Origin of the sequence: Mesorhizobium sp. BR1-1-6 (assembly GCF_020165355.1) — a bacterium.
Lineage (GTDB): Bacteria > Pseudomonadota > Alphaproteobacteria > Rhizobiales > Rhizobiaceae > Mesorhizobium.
On record NZ_JAIUHZ010000014.1, the window covers coordinates 71,340 to 85,785 of the forward strand.

Here is a 14,446-nt window from a genome sequence, read left to right on the forward strand (position 1 = left end):
AGTGCTAAACCCGCTCCTACCCTGCTCCAACTTTTCGGAACCACTCTCGTGAACCATTTCGACTACCGCGACGGCGTGCTTCATGCCGAGGACGTGGCGACATCGGACATCGCCGCAACCGTCGGCACGCCATTCTACTGCTATTCGACGGCCACGCTGACCAGGCACTACCACGTCTTCGTCCAGGCATTTGCCGGGCTCGATGCACTGGTCTGCTACGCCATGAAAGCGAATTCCAATCAGGCGGTGCTCAAAACCCTGGCCAGGCTCGGCGCCGGAGCCGACGTGGTGTCGGAAGGCGAGTTGCGGCGCGCGCTGGCAGCCGGCATCCCGGCCAGCAAGATCCTGTTCTCCGGCGTCGGCAAGACCGCGCGTGAGATGGACTTTGCGCTGGCAGCCGGCATCCTGTGCTTCAACGTCGAATCCGAGCCCGAACTCGAACTGCTCTCGTCGCGCGCCGTTGCCCTGGGCAAGGTGGCGCCGGTCTCGCTGCGCATCAATCCGGATGTCGACGCCAGGACGCACAAGAAGATCTCGACAGGCAAAGCCGAGAACAAGTTCGGCATCCCATGGCAGAAGGCGCGTCAGGTCTATGCGCGCGCGGCTGAATTGCCGGGCATCAAGGTCACCGGCATCGACACCCATATCGGCAGCCAGATCACCGAGCTGCAACCCTTCGACGATGCCTTCGCGCTTTTGGTGGAACTGGTCGGCGCGCTGCGCGCCGACGGCCATGCCATCGAGCATGTCGATCTCGGCGGCGGTCTCGGCATTCCCTACCGCGTCGACAACAACCCGCCACCGCTCCCCGACGCCTACGCGCAGATCGTCCGCAAGCACGTCACCAAGCTTGGCTTGAAGGTGATGTTCGAGCCGGGCCGGCTGATCGTTGGCAATGCCGGTATCCTCGTCTCGCAAGTGATCTTCGCCAAAGAAGGCGATGCCAAGAATTTCCTCGTCGTCGACGCCGCCATGAACGACCTGATCCGGCCGACGCTCTACGACGCTTTCCACGACATAAGACCGGTGGTGCTGCCCCCCGCCGACGCGCCGCGCATCACGGTCGATATCGTCGGCCCGGTCTGCGAGACCGGCGACTATCTCGGCCTCGACCGCGACCTGCCAAAGCTCAAGTCCGGCGACCTGATCGCCATCGCCACCGCCGGCGCCTATGGCGCGGTGCAGGCGGGCACCTACAACACCCGCCTGCTGGTGCCGGAAGTGCTGGTCGACGGCGATCGTTTCCACGTCGTGCGCCCGCGCCAGACCTATGACGAACTGATCGGCCTGGATTCGATCCCCGACTGGCTTGCATACTAGCTATAGCCGGTTCTGGATGAGCGCTCTTGTCTCGGCGATCCTGTCCTCGTCGCGGCGATAGAATGTCCATTGCTTGATGCGCTTGGCCCGTAACAGCCCTGCCTGCGTGAGCACACGCATGTGCTCGCTGAGCGTCGCCTGGGTAATGCCGAGCTTTTCGGCGATCAGCAGCGCACAGACGCCGTCCTCGACCAGATCGCCATCCGCCTGGGCCGGGAAATGCGCGCGCGGATCCTTCAGCCAGTCGAGGATCCGCAGCCTTCGTTCGTTGGCAATCGCCTTGAACACGTCAACCTCTTGCATTTAGGCATTTTGCCAAGTTACTAATTGCTGTCAATCCCAAGGAGATGGCCATGACCAACGGCAACACCATAACGCGCGAACGCATCGCGATGATGGAACCGCGCATCCGTCGCTATGTGCGCCACACGCCGGTGCTGCGCGTCGACATGGCCGACTTCGACCGCCCGCCGCTGGCGGTCGATCTCAAACTCGAATGCCTGCAGCATTCCGGTTCGTTCAAGGCGCGCGGCGCGTTCACCAATCTTCTCGAGCGGCAGGTCCCCGGGGCCGGTGTCGTCGCCGCCTCGGGCGGCAATCATGGAGCGGCGGTGGCGTATGCCGCCATGCGTCTCGGCCACAGGGCGACCATCTTCGTTCCGGAGGTGAGCCCGCCGGCCAAGCTGGAGCGCATTCGCAGCTACGGCGCCGAGCTGGTCGTCGGCGGCGCCCGCTATGCCGAGGCGCTGGCCGCCAGCGAACGTTTCGCCGAGCAAACCGGCGCCTTGCAGATCCACGCTTTCAACCAGGAGGAAACGCTTATCGGGCAAGGCACGCTCGGGCTGGAAATCGAGAACGACCTGCCTCAGATCGACACTTTGCTGGTCGCCGTCGGCGGCGGCGGCCTGATCGGCGGCATCGCCGCCTGGTTCGCCGGCCGTATCCGCATCGTCGCCGTCGAACCGGAGGGCGCGCCGACACTCTATCGCGCCCTCGAGGCCGGCCATCCGGTCGATGCGCCGGCCGAGGGCATCGCCGCCGATTCCCTGGCGCCCAGACGTGTCGGCGAGATGATGTTCCCGATCGCCGAGGCCTTCGTGGAACGCTCCATCCTGGTCAGCGACGACGACATCGTCGCCGCCCAGAAGGCGCTGTGGGACCGGGTGCGGATCATCTCGGAACCCGGTGGCGCCGCGGCGTTCGGCGCCATCCTGTCCGGCCGCTATGCGCCGGCACCCGGCGAACGGGTCGCCGTCCTGGTCTGCGGCGCGAACGCAAACCCGGCGAAATTCTGATCGCCGCGCCTTTCTCTCCTTCACGTTTTTCAGGAACTGCCTCGCCTTCGCCGCGTTTGCTGGGTATTCTTCGAGTCGTGAGGTTCGGGCCATCCCGCCCGCTCCCGTGGAAGGGCCGATGACGGAACGACCGATCTTCAGCAGCGATCGCGGTCTCGCCGGGCGCCTGGCGCTCAGCCGGCTGGCGACGCGGGTGTCGATGATGGTCGAACGGGGCTGGCCGCTCCTGCTGCCGCTTCTCGTCGTCGCCAGCCTGTTTCTCAGCATTTCCTGGCTAGGGCTTTTCCCGCGTCTGCCCGATGCCGCGCGCATCGGGCTGGTCGCCGCCTTCGGCGTCGCGACACTGGCCGCGCTCTACCCGCTACGCTTTTTCCGCATGCCGGGCGGCGCCGAGATCGACCGCCGCATCGAGGCGGCCAACCATTTGCTGCACCACCCCGTCCAGACCCAGACGGACCGGCCGAGTGGTCGCGAAAGCAGCTTCTCGCAGGCGCTGTGGCGCGAGCACCAGAAGCGCATGGCCGACAGGCTCGACAGCCTCGGCGCCGACGTGCCGCGCACGCGCGTGCCGGAACGCGATCCCTGGGGGTTGCGTGCCGTGGCGGCGCTTCTGCTCGTCACCGCCTTCGCTTTTTCCTTCGGACCGACCGGTGGCCGGATAGCCGACGCGTTCCGCGCCCAGGACGCGCATGACGCCGTGCCGCCGCGCATCGATGCATGGGTGACGCCGCCCGTTTATACCGGCAAGCCGCCGATCTTCCTTACGGCAGACGCCAACCAGGCGGCGCCGGCTTTCCACGTTCCCGAAGGCAGCGATGTTTCGCTGCGCGTCACCGGCGGCTCGGGCGAGGAGACGCTTGCCTATGCCGACAAGAACGGCAATGCCCGCGCCATCGATCCCGCCGACCCGCAGACGGCCGCGGCCAAGCCGGCGGCAAGCCCGGCAGCGCAGTCCAAAGTACGCCAGTTCATCGGCAAGCTGACGAGCGATGGCACGCTGACGCTGAAGTCGGGCGAGGACCAACTCGGCCGTTGGGCCTTCGCGGTGATCCCGGACAAGCCGCCGCAGATCCGTTTCGTCGGCGAGCCGAAGCGCGCTGTCAACGGCGCTTTCGAGCTCAACTACCAGATCGACGACGATTATGGCGCCGCCAACGCCAAGGCCGTGTTCGCGCTCGCCGATCCGCAGGCGCCCGATGCGCGTCCGCTCTACGGTCCGCCTGACATGCCGCTGACGCTGCCGCGCCGCGGCGGCAAGGCGAATGCCGCCCGGACCTCGAAGGACCTGACCGAGCACGTCTGGGCTGGCGCCGAGATCAAGCTGACGCTGGTCGCCACCGACGATGCCGGACATACGGCGAGCAGCGAAACCAAGACGTTGGTGATGCCGGAGCGGCCGTTCTCCAATCCGCTGGCGCGGGCCGTTATCGAGCAGCGCCGCCTGCTGGCGCTCGACGCCAACGCCAAGCCGCGCGTGCTCGACCTGATGGATGCGATCACGCTGCGGCCCGAGGACACGTTCGACAACATGTCCCACTACCTCGCCATCATGAGCGCGCGCAGCCGGTTGAAGATGGCCGACAGCGACGACCAGTTGCGCAACGAGGTCTCCTATCTCTGGGAAATCGCGCTCGGCATCGAGGAGGGCAATCTCTCGGCTGCCGAGAAGCGGCTGCGCCAGGCGCAGCAGGCGTTGCAGGATGCTATCAAGAACGGCGCCAGCGACGCGGAGATCGAAAAGGCGATGAAGGAACTGCGCGAGGCGATGAACCAGTTCCTGCAGGAATTCGCCGAGCGCGCCAAGCAGAATCCCAACGCCCCGCAGATGCAGCAGAACGGCCAGGAACTACGCCAGAGCGACATCGACCGCATGATGGACCAGATCGAGAACCTGGCGAAGTCCGGCGATCGCGACAAGGCGCAGCAATTGCTGTCGCAGCTGCAGGACATGATGAACAACCTCCAGGCCGGCCGCCAGCAGCAGGGTGGCCAGCAGGACAGCCAGATGCGCCAGCAGATGGACAAGCTCGGCGACATCCTGCGGCGCCAGCAGGAGATGATGAACGACACCTTCCGCATGGACCAGATGCAACGCGGCGAGCGCCAGCGCGGCCAGAACCGCGATGAACAGCTCGGCGAAGGCGGCGGCGAGGATCAGGACAGACCGGGCGCAGGCGAGAACCGCGATCCGCTCGCCGGGCAAAAGCCGATGACGCCGCAGGAATTCGCCGATGCGCTGAAGCAGTTGCAGGAAGGCCAAGGCCAGCTGAAGAACGACCTTGAGCAGTTGAAGAAGGGGCTCGAGGGCATGGGCATGGAGCCCAATGAAGGCTTTGGCGAGGCCGGCAAATCAATGGGCAATGCCGAGCAGGCCCTGGGCGATGGTGAAGGTGATCAGGCCGTTGGCCACCAGGGGCGCGCGCTGGAGGCGCTGCGCAAGGGCGCCAAGGACATGATGAAGCAGATGCAGGCGATGCAGGGCGACGAAGGCGGCAGCCAGGAAGGCGGTCGCCAGCAGAACGCCGATCGCGATCCGCTCGGCCGGCCGCGTGCCAGCCAGGGTCCCGATTTCGGCGATTCGGTGAAGGTGCCGGACGAGATCGACGTGCAGCGCGCCCGCCAGATCCTGGAAGCGATCCGCAAGCGGCTCGGCAATGCGCTCAGCCCCGATATCGAGCGCAGCTATCTGGAACGGCTGCTGGAACTGAAATAGGGATCGCCGCCGCGGCATCCGCTGGGAGCGGCTGCAACATCATGCCCAAACTCGGCACAGTGACGCCCATCCTGCGCATCTTCGACATTGCCAAGGCCCACGAGTTTTACGTCGGCTTCCTCGGCTTCCAGGTGCTGTGGGAGCACCGCTTTGACGACAACGCGCCGCTTTACATGGCGGTCGGCCGTGACGGCTGCATCCTGCATCTGAGCGAACACCATGGCGACGGCGCGCCCGGCATCGCCATGCGCATCAAGGTCGAGGACATCGCCGCCCTGCATCGCGAACTGATCGGCAGAGCATACCGTTTCGCCAGGCCGGGCCTGGAAAAGACGCCGTGGAAGACCCGCGAGGTGTCGGTTGCCGATCCGTTCGGCAACCGGCTGCATTTCTACGAGGATGCGGCCGGCTGAGTCTGCCTGTTGACGAACGCCTCGCGGATCGCCTCTTGCATGCCGTCGATCGCCTCGCCCGACGCATTCGGGTTGCGATGCATCACCACATTCGAGGAATCGATGTCGCCGAAACCGTCGGCGGACGTCAACTCGCGGCAGCCGTCCGGAATGTTGCTGCGCGAAATCGGTGCGATCGCCAGTCCCGAGGTGACGGCAAGCTTCAGGCCGCCGGTCGTGTCGCTGGTGTAGGCGACACGATAGCCGAGCCCGCGCTGCTCGAGCGATTTGATGGCGAAATCCTTGCACCAGCCGGCCCGGTTATAGAGAGCGATCGGCACCGGACGCTCCTCATGCATGTTATGCAGGATCGATGTCACCCACACCGTCGGATCATGCATCAGCACTTCGCCGCCTGAAGGATCCTGCCATTCGAACACCACGCAAAGATCGAGTTCGCCGGCGGCAAGCGCCGCTATCTGCGCCCCCGAATGGGCATAGCGCACGGTGACCTCGACCTTGGTGTGCCGCTTCGAGAACGCGCCGAGCGCGCGCGACAGGATGGCATGGCCGTATTCTTCCGGAATGCCGATCCGCACCGGCCCGCCGAGCGGCGCCGCCGCCATCGACGCTGCCGTCTCGTCGAGCAGCGAGACGATGCGGCGGGCATTGACAATCAGCTCGCCGCCGCGCCGCGTCAGCGCCACGCCGCGCGACCCGCGCTCGAACAGGCTGTCGCCGATGACGCTTTCGAGCTTCTTCATCTGCATCGAAACCGCCGATTGGGTGCGACCGGCCTGCTCAGCCGCCTTGGTGAAATTGCCCGCTTCGACAATGGCCACGAAGGTGCGCAGGAGATCGCTGTCGAGGGTGGGCCGCATCCCGTCCGCCATAAGGAATTTTGATTGCTGGTATCATTCCAATTCGTTTGCAACATGTCAAACACGGGATGATAGTTGCTTCACCCATTGGATATGTGGCTGAGGATTCGGCCACGGACCAATCAAGAGTCCTCACTCATGCCCGCTGCCCGAAACGGTGGCGGGTTCTTTTTAGCTTGCTGCAAGCTTGCTTGCGTCCTGGTACGGGAGCTTGGGATCCTCATGCGCAATCGGATGGTGCTCGGCATGCTGAGCCTGTGCCTGGGCGTGTTGGTCTTCTCGTTGCAGGACCCGCTGGTCAAGGCGGTGTCGGGCGGCTACCCCGTGACCGAGGTGATGGCCATCCGCGCGGTCGTCGCCCTGCCGATCCTGATCGTGCTCGTCCATGCCGATGTCGGGCTGCGTGCGATCCTGTCGCGACGGTTCGGCATGCTGACCATGCGCGCCTTCATCCAGTTCACCTCCTACACCATGTACTACCTCGCCATCGCCGCCTTGCCCCTGGCCGATGCCGTGGCGCTCTATTTCATGGCCCCGCTCTGCATCATGGTGCTGGCGGGGCCCTATCTTGGCGAACGGGTCTCCTGGCAGACGCTGGCGACCGTGTTGATCGGGCTGCTTGGCGTCGTCGTGATGCTGCGCCCGGGTGCGGGACTGTTCGACTGGGCGGCGCTGCTGTCGCTGGGCTCCGCGGTGCTCTACGGCTTCTCGCAACTGATGGCGCGTAAGATCGGCGACACCGAATCTTCGACTGTGATGGCTTTCTACCAGAACGGTGCCTATCTCGCCGGCGCCGCACTGGTCGCAAGCCTGTTCTGGCTTGCCGGCATCAATCATGCCGCCCATCCCAGCCTGGAATTCCTGGTGCGGCCCTGGCTGTGGCCGACGCTGCCGGATTTCCTCAAGATGGCCGCCTGCGGCTTCGTCGCCTCCGCCGGCATGATCTTGCTGTCGCAGGCCTACCGGATGGCGCCGGCAAACCGCGTCGCCACCTTCGAATACACCGGCATCCTGTGGTCGCCGCTGTGGGGTTTTCTGTTCTTCGCCGAAGTGCCGCGGTCGACGACCGTGATCGGCGCCGCCCTTATCATCGGCGCCGGCCTGCTTGCGCTCAACACCGGACGGCGCAAGCTCCCCGTACTCGTCGCTGCCGATCCCGCCTGATCAGGCGAAAATGCTCAGCGCCCGTTCGACGCGTGAACGGATTTCGGCCAGCGTGAACGGCTTCTGCACGACGTCGAGGATGATGCCGTTCAGTTCCTCGGCGCGCTCGCGCTGATCGGCATAGCCGGTCATCAGCAGGATCTTCATCGACGGGAAAAATGCCGAAGCTGCAATCGCCATCTCGATGCCGTCCATCTCGGGCATGCGGATGTCGGAGACGACGAGATCATAGGCGCCCTTCGCGGCGCGTATCAGCGCCAGTCCTTGCGCGCCGTCGGCGGCGATGTCGATTGCGTGTCCGGCGCGTTCGAGCGCCCGGGCTGCGAGGGTGCGGACGGACTCATCGTCCTCAACGATCAGAAGCTTTGCCATGGCCGGCATGTTTGGCGAGCAAACGTTGACTTTTTCTGAAAGGCCCGGCGCTTCGGCATGGGTTATTTTCTTCAGGCCGTTAAGGCCTTTTCAGTATTTGCCGCTGCCTCACGCATCGCCTTTGACGACGCCGACGAACGGCAGTTCGCGAAAGGCGTGCGCGACATCCATGCCGTAGCCGACGACGAAATAGTCGGGGCAGTCGAAGCCGACATAATCGGCATTGAGGGTGGTCTGGCGACGCATGCGCTTGTCGAGCAGCACCGCGATGGCGCAGCTTCTGGCGCCGCGTGACAGCATCAGGTCGCGGGTGAAGCTCAGCGTCTTGCCCGACTCCAGAATGTCGTCGATCAGAAGCACGTCGCGGCCGGCAACCTCGTTGTCGATGTCGCGCAGCACCCTCACCTCGCCGCTTGTGGTGCCAGCGCCGTAGCTGGAGATGAAGATGAACTCGACCTCCGGCGACAGGCCGACATCATGCATGGCGCGGATAAGGTCTGCGGCGAAGATGAACGAGCCCTTCAGCACCGAGATCACCAGAAGATCGTGATAGTCGTGCCCGGCGATCTCCTTGGCGAGTTCGAGATTGCGTCGGGCGATGGCCGACGCCGAAAACAGGACCTCGATGTCCTTGCCGCGCACAACTGGCATTCTCCGTCCCTTCAAGATTTTCAAAGGCCTTCGCGCACCGGAAGCGCTGACATCAGCCGTTTGCGGGCCGGCCTCACCTGTCGCACATGCTATTCCGCGAAGGTGACCGACACCGTCCTTACGCCGTTTCTAGGCACGTCGAGCCGGCTGGCAAAGCCGAATCTTTCACTTGGCGCCAATGAGCGGCTGGATGTCCCCAAAGTATAGCGCGTTGTGCGCCCGTCATTGCCGGTGACGCGGATCTCGAGCGGCGGCAGCGTCGCCGGACTTGCACCGTCATTGGCGGCCTCGCCGTCGACGAACAGCACGGGGTTCGCCCCAGACGCGTCCACGCGGGACGTCACCCCTGAAATGCTCAACGCCGAGCCCGGTCCGCCCGCGGCGGGCGGCGCCTGGCGCACCAGTGCATGCCCGCCGGAGACCCAGAAGGAGGCAAAGGCGGCGCCGACACCGGCGATCCAGAAGATCGGACCGCCGCGCGGCGCCGGCGGCCGCACTGGCGGCGGCTCGGGCTTGCGCAGCATGTCCATGCCTTCGAGGGATGGCATGGACATCACGCGCCGCGGTGAAATGGCTTCGGCATGGGGCGCGGCCCGCGGCACCACCACATAGTCGGCATCGACGATATCCGCCGCGCCAGCGCGCAGGATACGCTCCGGCGCGGCATTTGCCGGCGGATCGGTCATGATTTCGCCGGAAACCGGGCGCGCGGTTCGATCCTCAGCCATCATGGCCCCAGCATTGCAGCACGTTCGCTTTTCGTTTCTTTTGCGTAAAGGCAAATGGTTAACGCTTCCCCACCGGAGCCCTTGTGACGAGCCGAAACAACCCGCTAATTAACCGCCGGTTAACCATGCCGGCCGATGGTCTTTTCCCAGAACAGGCCGGCTTGCCGCCGACGGATTCCGATTTCAGGTCAAATCGACCTGAAATCTGAATCCGCCTCCGAACTAGAGTGATAGAGAATGATGTCGCCCGAAAACCGCCTCACACTTTTCGGCATCACGCTCTAAGAATTTCAGGTCGCCGAAAGTGATTCGCTTCGAAAATGTCGGCCTCCGCTATGGCATGGGTCCGGAAATCCTCCGCGACATTTCCCTGCACATACCGGAGCGCTCGTTCCAGTTCCTGAGCGGGCCTTCGGGCGCCGGCAAGACGACGTTGCTGCGGCTTCTCTTCATGTCGCTGAAGCCGACGCGTGGGCTGATCACCATCTTCGGCAAGGACCGCTCGCGCATCTCGCGCGCCGAACTGCCGCATCTCAGGCGTCGCATCGGCGTGGTGTTCCAGGATTTCCGCCTGCTCGACCACATGACCACCTATGAGAATGTCGCGTTGCCCTTGCGCGTGCGCGGGCGCGAGGAAGCGAGCTACCGCACCGACGTCACCGAGCTGTTGAAATGGGTCGGGCTCGGCGAACGCATGCATGTGCTGCCGCCGGTCCTGTCGGGCGGCGAGAAGCAGCGGGCCGCGATCGCCCGCGCCCTGATCGAGCAGCCGGAGATGCTGCTGGCCGACGAGCCGACCGGCAATGTCGATCCGCCGCTGGCGCGACGCCTGCTCAGGCTCTTCATCGAACTCAACCGCCTGGGCACCGCCGTGGTGATCGCGACCCACGATCTCGGCCTGATGGAGCAGGTCGATGCGCGCCGCATGATCCTGGCCGGCGGGAGGCTTGATGTCTATGACTGAGCTTTCCGCCGAACACCTCGACGCACAGGCCGACGAAGCGGCCGCGCCAAGGCCGCGCGTCCAGCGCAAGATGGCGCCCATCGTGCCGGCGCAGAACATCGCCGGCCGCGCCCTGGTGCTGGTCATCGCCATCATGACCTTCCTGTCCTGCCTGACCTTCGGCGCGGTTACCCTGGTGCGCGACACCGCCTCGGTCTGGGAAAACCAGATCTCGCGCGAGGCGACGATCCAGATCAAGCCGGTCGACGGCCTCGACATGGAGGCAGCCCTTGCCCAGGCCTCGCAGATCGCCGGCGAATTCCCCGGCGTGAAGGCGACCAGGATCATCGACCGCGACGCCACCGCCAGATTGCTGGAGCCGTGGCTGGGTTCGGGCCTCAACATCGACGAACTGCCGGTGCCGCGGCTGATCATCGTCACCATCGACGAGAGCAACCCGCCCGATTTCGCCGCCATGCGCGCCGCGATCACGCCGAAGCTGCCGAGCGCATCGCTTGACGATCACCGCACCTGGGTGGACCGGCTGGTGGCCATGGCCCGCACCACGGTGACCATCGGTATCGCGGTGCTGGCGCTGATGCTCTCGGCGACGGTGCTGACCGTGGTGTTCGCCACGCGCGGCGCCATGGCCGGCAACGGCCACATCATCGAGGTGCTGCATTTCGTCGGCGCCGAAGCGCGTTTCATCGCCCGCGAGTTCCGTCGCCATTTCCTGATCACCGGCATGAAGGGCGCGGCCGCCGGCGGAGCCGCCGCGGTCGCCGTCTTCATCGTCTTTTCCTGGTGGTCCTCGCGCAACATGGCGACCCCGCAGGCCGACCAGGCGACTGCGCTATTCGGCAACTTCGCCATCGGCTCGGCCGGCTATCTCGGTGTCGTGCTGATGGTGCTGGTCATCGGCGCGCTGACGGCTGCAACCTCGCACGCCACCGTCGTCGCCTATCTCAGCGACATCGACGTGCGCCAGCCTGAAGCATGACGACGTCGAATAACCAGGATCGATCACGCATGAAGAACCGCCGTAACGCAAATTGCGATTTTTACCTACCAAAGGCCGCATTTCGGGATTAACCATGCCATGATGGAGGTGCGGGACTCGACCAGTACCGTTGGACCGATGCCGGCGTTGGCGGCGCGTCCGCATGGACGCGGCCGGGTTTCGGCCGTGCTGCGCGTTTCTTCTTTCGCCTTGCTTGCCCTGGTCGCCCTGTTTGCCGGCGGCTTCGGCTGGTTCGCCAACACCGTCAGCCATCTGACCACCCCTGCCAACCCTGCCAGGGCCGACGCAATCATCGTGTTGACGGGCGGCCAATCGCGCCTCGATGCGGCGATGGAACTGCTGGCGTCCGGCAAGGGCGCGCGGCTTTTGATCAGCGGTGTGCATCCCTCCGCCAGCCGACGCCAGCTTCAGGCCGCGACTGGCGGCGACATCAGGCTGTTTTCCTGCTGCGTCGACATCGACCGCGCCGCGCTCGACACGATCGGCAATGCCGAGGAAAGCGCCAAATGGGTCGAGAGCCATGCCTATGGCACGGTGATCCTCGTCACCAACAATTACCACATGCCGCGCAGCCTGCTGGAAATGGGCCGGCTGCTGCACAAGGCCAAGCTCGAACCCTATCCGGTGGTCAACAGCAATCTCGACAATGGCGGCTGGCTGACCAAGCCGCGGGCGCTGCGCGTGCTGTTCACCGAATACAATAAATATCTGCTGGCATTGGCGCGCGGCATCGTTCCGGTGAAGCCGACGCCGGACGGCATCGCGTTGGCCGAGATCGCCGCCGGCAGCTGAACCTGCTCGTCATTTGGTGACGACGGATCCCGGCGCCTGCCGCAGGCGAGCGACTTCCTGTTCGAGCCGTTCGATCCGCCTGTCGCGTTCGGCCAGCGCCGCCGCCACGTCAGCGGCCTCGAAGCGCTGCGGAATGTGCTGCGGACAATTCGCATCCCAGGTCGCCACGGTGAACAGAATGACCTGTTCGGGCCGTGCCGCATAATCCCGCGGCATCAGCCTCGCCATCAGCTCGGCGTCGCCTTCCACCACACGCGCCGTGCCCCAGATCTTGACACGCCGGCGATGGGCATAGTCGATGAGGAACAGGAAGGCCTGCGGATTGTCGGCGAGATTGCCCTGGGTGATGAACTGTCTATTGCCGGCGAAATCGGCGAAGCCGATCGTCTTTTCATCGAGCACCTTGAGGAAGCCGGCCGGCCCGCCGCGATGCTGGATATAGGGCTGGCCAACACCGTTGGCCGTCGACAGGAAGACGCTGGTCTGCATCTCGATGAAGGCCGCAAGGTCCGATGTAATCACCGACTGCCAGCCACCGCGCTCCTCGACCCGGGAATAGGCCTGGCGAGAGCCCTTGCGGGCCTGGATCGCCTTGACGGTCGGCGTGAAAGCGACGTCGCTGGTAAAAGCATGCGCGTCCATCGGTAGCCTGAGGTTAAAGCCCGAGTTCAGACAGCGACGGATGGTCGTCCGGCCGTCGACCGAGCGGCCAGTGATATTTACGGTCGGCAGCGCCGATCGGCAGGTCGTTGATGCTGGCGATGCGCAGCCGCATCAGCCCATATTCGTCGAATTCCCAGTTCTCATTGCCATAGCTGCGGAACCACGAGCCGCTGTCGTCATGCCACTCATAGGCGAAACGCACCGCGATACGGTTGCCATGGAAAGCCCAGACCTCCTTGATCAGCCGGTAGTCGAGTTCCCGGCTCCATTTGCGCGTCAGGAAAGCCTGGATGGCATCGCGGCCTTGCAGGAACTCGGCGCGATTGCGCCAGCGGCTGTCTACCGTATAGGCAAGCGCGACACGGGCTGGATCGCGCGAGTTCCAGGCATCCTCGGCCATGCGCGCCTTCTGCGCGGCGGTTTCCGCGGTGAATGGCGGCAGCGGCGGACGCTCTTGCGACATGACAATTCCTTTCTTGACCCGGGTCGTCTGCGTCACGGCCAATATGGAGGCTTCCATCAGACAGATGTAGATGCCATATTTGTAATCTATCCTTCCAATTTCCGGAAGAATCGATGGACCGGCTCGAAGCCATGTCGCTTTTTGTCGCCGCGGCGGAGGCTGGCAGCCTGTCTGCCGCCGCGCGCCGTTTTCGCATTCCGCTGGCGACGGTCAGCCGCAAGGTTTCCGACCTGGAACGGCATCTCAAGACCCGCCTTCTGAACCGCTCGACACGCCGGCTGACGCTGACCGATGCGGGCCAGGCCTATCTTGCCGCCTGCCGCCGCATCCTGGGCGAGGTCGGCGAGGCCGAGCGCATGGCGGCCGGCGAATACAGCGCCCCGACGGGCGAACTGGCCATCACCGCGCCGGTCGTCTTCGGCCGCCTGCACGTGCTGCCGGTCGTGACCGGCTTCCTCGCCGCCTATCCCGACGTGGACATCCGCCTGACGCTGGCCGACCGCATAACCCGGTTGGTCGAGGACCATTTCGACCTCGCCATCCGCATCGGCCGGCTTCCCGACTCCAGTTTTGTCGCCATGCGGATCGGTACGATCCGCCGTGTCGTTTGCGCGAGCCCCGGCTATCTGGCCGAACGCGGCGCCCCGACGGCGCTTGCGGACCTCGAGTCCCACAGCTGCATTACCTTCGAAGGGCCGGGCGCGCTCTCGACATGGAGCTTCACCGTCGGGAAGGCCGAGATGCCGATTCGGGTCCGCTCGCGGCTTCAGGTCAACACCGCCGAAGCTGCGATCGATGCCGCGCTCGCCGGCGTCGGGCTGACGAGGGTGCTGTCCTACCAGGTCGACGCGGCGGTGCGGTCAGGCGCGCTGCGCGTGCTGCTGCGGGAGTTCGAACCGGAACCCTGGCCGGTAAGCCTGGTGCACGCAGGCCACGGCTTGCTGCCGGTCAAGCTGCGCGCATTTCTTGACTTCGCCGCCCCGCGCCTGAAAGAAAGACTGGCGCGGCTGATGTAGCGCGGCTGGGCCGTGGGCGAAGCCGAAACGTC

Annotated in this window: 16 protein-coding genes; 9 read left to right on the top strand and 7 right to left on the bottom strand. The window is 65.0% G+C overall.

The window, feature by feature from the left end; translation table 11 throughout:
* The first annotated feature begins 48 nt into the window (after positions 1-48).
* Entirely contained in the window at positions 49-1,320 is a 1,272-nt protein-coding gene (gene lysA / locus LB545_RS22565; RefSeq protein WP_224705873.1) for a diaminopimelate decarboxylase, read from the top strand.
* Here the strand turns inward: lysA and LB545_RS22570 are convergent, their stop codons facing one another.
* Positions 1,321-1,623: an ArsR/SmtB family transcription factor gene (locus LB545_RS22570; protein ID WP_140513877.1), complete on the bottom strand. Its 303-nt coding sequence runs from the start codon at positions 1,621-1,623 to the stop codon at positions 1,321-1,323. It abuts the gene before it with no gap.
* Positions 1,624-1,673: 50 nt separating this feature from the next.
* Between LB545_RS22570 and LB545_RS22575 the strand changes: the two genes are divergently transcribed.
* The 3 genes from LB545_RS22575 to LB545_RS22585 all read left to right on the top strand — a co-directional run bounded on the left by LB545_RS22575 (position 1,674) and on the right by LB545_RS22585 (position 5,741).
* A complete protein-coding gene (locus tag LB545_RS22575) occupies positions 1,674-2,615 on the top strand; it encodes a threonine/serine dehydratase (RefSeq protein ID WP_224705874.1) in 942 nt (313 codons plus the stop codon).
* A 118-nt stretch (positions 2,616-2,733) separates the two neighbouring features.
* Entirely contained in the window at positions 2,734-5,328 is a 2,595-nt protein-coding gene (locus tag LB545_RS22580) for a TIGR02302 family protein (protein WP_224705875.1), read from the top strand.
* Between the two features lie 41 nt (positions 5,329-5,369).
* Positions 5,370-5,741, top strand: coding sequence for a glyoxalase superfamily protein (locus LB545_RS22585; RefSeq protein ID WP_140625569.1), 372 nt, complete (start codon positions 5,370-5,372; stop codon positions 5,739-5,741).
* On the opposite strand, the gene LB545_RS22590 is transcribed toward LB545_RS22585, so the two are convergent.
* Complete coding sequence (locus LB545_RS22590) at positions 5,720-6,601, bottom strand: LysR family transcriptional regulator (protein ID WP_140525428.1); 882 nt, start codon at positions 6,599-6,601, stop codon at positions 5,720-5,722. The genes LB545_RS22585 and LB545_RS22590 overlap by 22 nt on opposite strands.
* Positions 6,602-6,823: 222 nt before the next feature.
* Here LB545_RS22590 and LB545_RS22595 point away from each other — a divergent pair, with 222 nt between their 5' ends.
* Positions 6,824-7,765, top strand: a complete 942-nt coding sequence (locus tag LB545_RS22595) for a DMT family transporter (RefSeq protein WP_181165387.1) — start codon at positions 6,824-6,826, stop codon at positions 7,763-7,765.
* Here the strand turns inward: LB545_RS22595 and LB545_RS22600 are convergent, their stop codons facing one another.
* The 3 genes from LB545_RS22600 to LB545_RS22610 all read right to left on the bottom strand — a co-directional run bounded on the left by LB545_RS22600 (position 7,766) and on the right by LB545_RS22610 (position 9,519).
* Entirely contained in the window at positions 7,766-8,137 is a 372-nt protein-coding gene (locus tag LB545_RS22600) for a response regulator (RefSeq protein WP_181165388.1), read from the bottom strand.
* Between the two features lie 108 nt (positions 8,138-8,245).
* Entirely contained in the window at positions 8,246-8,788 is a 543-nt protein-coding gene (gene hpt, locus LB545_RS22605; protein WP_023677924.1) for a hypoxanthine phosphoribosyltransferase, read from the bottom strand.
* Positions 8,789-8,877: 89 nt separating this feature from the next.
* Entirely contained in the window at positions 8,878-9,519 is a 642-nt protein-coding gene (locus tag LB545_RS22610; protein WP_224705876.1) for a hypothetical protein, read from the bottom strand.
* 301 nt (positions 9,520-9,820) lie between these two features.
* On the opposite strand from LB545_RS22610, the gene ftsE reads away from it, so the two are divergent.
* From ftsE to LB545_RS22625, 3 genes are all read left to right on the top strand, one after another.
* On the top strand, positions 9,821-10,480 hold the full coding sequence (gene ftsE, locus LB545_RS22615) for a cell division ATP-binding protein FtsE (protein ID WP_140816878.1): 660 nt from the start codon (positions 9,821-9,823) through the stop codon (positions 10,478-10,480).
* The gene (locus LB545_RS22620) at positions 10,473-11,459 is read left to right on the top strand and encodes a cell division protein FtsX (protein ID WP_140500789.1); all 987 of its coding nucleotides are present in this window, start codon (positions 10,473-10,475) and stop codon (positions 11,457-11,459) included. Before ftsE ends, LB545_RS22620 begins: the two co-directional genes overlap by 8 nt.
* A 99-nt stretch (positions 11,460-11,558) precedes the next feature.
* Positions 11,559-12,272 (top strand): YdcF family protein, encoded by a 714-nt coding sequence (locus LB545_RS22625; protein WP_140513884.1) that lies wholly within the window; start codon positions 11,559-11,561, stop codon positions 12,270-12,272.
* Between the two features lie 9 nt (positions 12,273-12,281).
* Here the strand turns inward: LB545_RS22625 and LB545_RS22630 are convergent, their stop codons facing one another.
* Complete coding sequence (locus tag LB545_RS22630) at positions 12,282-12,914, bottom strand: pyridoxamine 5'-phosphate oxidase family protein (RefSeq protein WP_140658265.1); 633 nt, start codon at positions 12,912-12,914, stop codon at positions 12,282-12,284.
* 13 nt (positions 12,915-12,927) lie between these two features.
* A complete protein-coding gene (locus LB545_RS22635; RefSeq protein ID WP_140565877.1) occupies positions 12,928-13,398 on the bottom strand; it encodes a DUF1348 family protein in 471 nt (156 codons plus the stop codon).
* 113 nt (positions 13,399-13,511) lie between these two features.
* Between LB545_RS22635 and LB545_RS22640 the strand changes: the two genes are divergently transcribed.
* Positions 13,512-14,414 carry a LysR family transcriptional regulator gene (locus LB545_RS22640; protein ID WP_140513887.1) on the top strand — a complete coding sequence of 301 codons (903 nt, stop codon included), beginning with the start codon at positions 13,512-13,514 and terminating at the stop codon, positions 14,412-14,414.
* Positions 14,415-14,446 lie beyond the last annotated feature (32 nt).

Bases quoted from the DNA above. Each gene is read 5' to 3' on its own strand.
- LB545_RS22575 (WP_224705874.1), top strand. From the start codon at position 1,674: ATGACCAACGGCAACACCATAACGCGCGAACGCATCGCGATGATGGAA.
- LB545_RS22610 (WP_224705876.1), bottom strand. From the start codon at position 9,519: ATGATGGCTGAGGATCGAACCGCGCGCCCGGTTTCCGGCGAAATCATG.
- LB545_RS22640 (WP_140513887.1), top strand. From the start codon at position 13,512: ATGGACCGGCTCGAAGCCATGTCGCTTTTTGTCGCCGCGGCGGAGGCT.
- LB545_RS22600 (WP_181165388.1), bottom strand. From the start codon at position 8,137: ATGGCAAAGCTTCTGATCGTTGAGGACGATGAGTCCGTCCGCACCCTC.
- LB545_RS22595 (WP_181165387.1), top strand. From the start codon at position 6,824: ATGCGCAATCGGATGGTGCTCGGCATGCTGAGCCTGTGCCTGGGCGTG.
- LB545_RS22580 (WP_224705875.1), top strand. From the start codon at position 2,734: ATGACGGAACGACCGATCTTCAGCAGCGATCGCGGTCTCGCCGGGCGC.
- LB545_RS22625 (WP_140513884.1), top strand. From the start codon at position 11,559: ATGATGGAGGTGCGGGACTCGACCAGTACCGTTGGACCGATGCCGGCG.
- LB545_RS22630 (WP_140658265.1), bottom strand. From the start codon at position 12,914: ATGGACGCGCATGCTTTTACCAGCGACGTCGCTTTCACGCCGACCGTC.
- hpt (WP_023677924.1), bottom strand. From the start codon at position 8,788: ATGCCAGTTGTGCGCGGCAAGGACATCGAGGTCCTGTTTTCGGCGTCG.
- LB545_RS22590 (WP_140525428.1), bottom strand. From the start codon at position 6,601: ATGCGGCCCACCCTCGACAGCGATCTCCTGCGCACCTTCGTGGCCATT.
- LB545_RS22635 (WP_140565877.1), bottom strand. From the start codon at position 13,398: ATGTCGCAAGAGCGTCCGCCGCTGCCGCCATTCACCGCGGAAACCGCC.
- LB545_RS22570 (WP_140513877.1), bottom strand. From the start codon at position 1,623: ATGCAAGAGGTTGACGTGTTCAAGGCGATTGCCAACGAACGAAGGCTG.
- LB545_RS22585 (WP_140625569.1), top strand. From the start codon at position 5,370: ATGCCCAAACTCGGCACAGTGACGCCCATCCTGCGCATCTTCGACATT.
- LB545_RS22620 (WP_140500789.1), top strand. From the start codon at position 10,473: ATGACTGAGCTTTCCGCCGAACACCTCGACGCACAGGCCGACGAAGCG.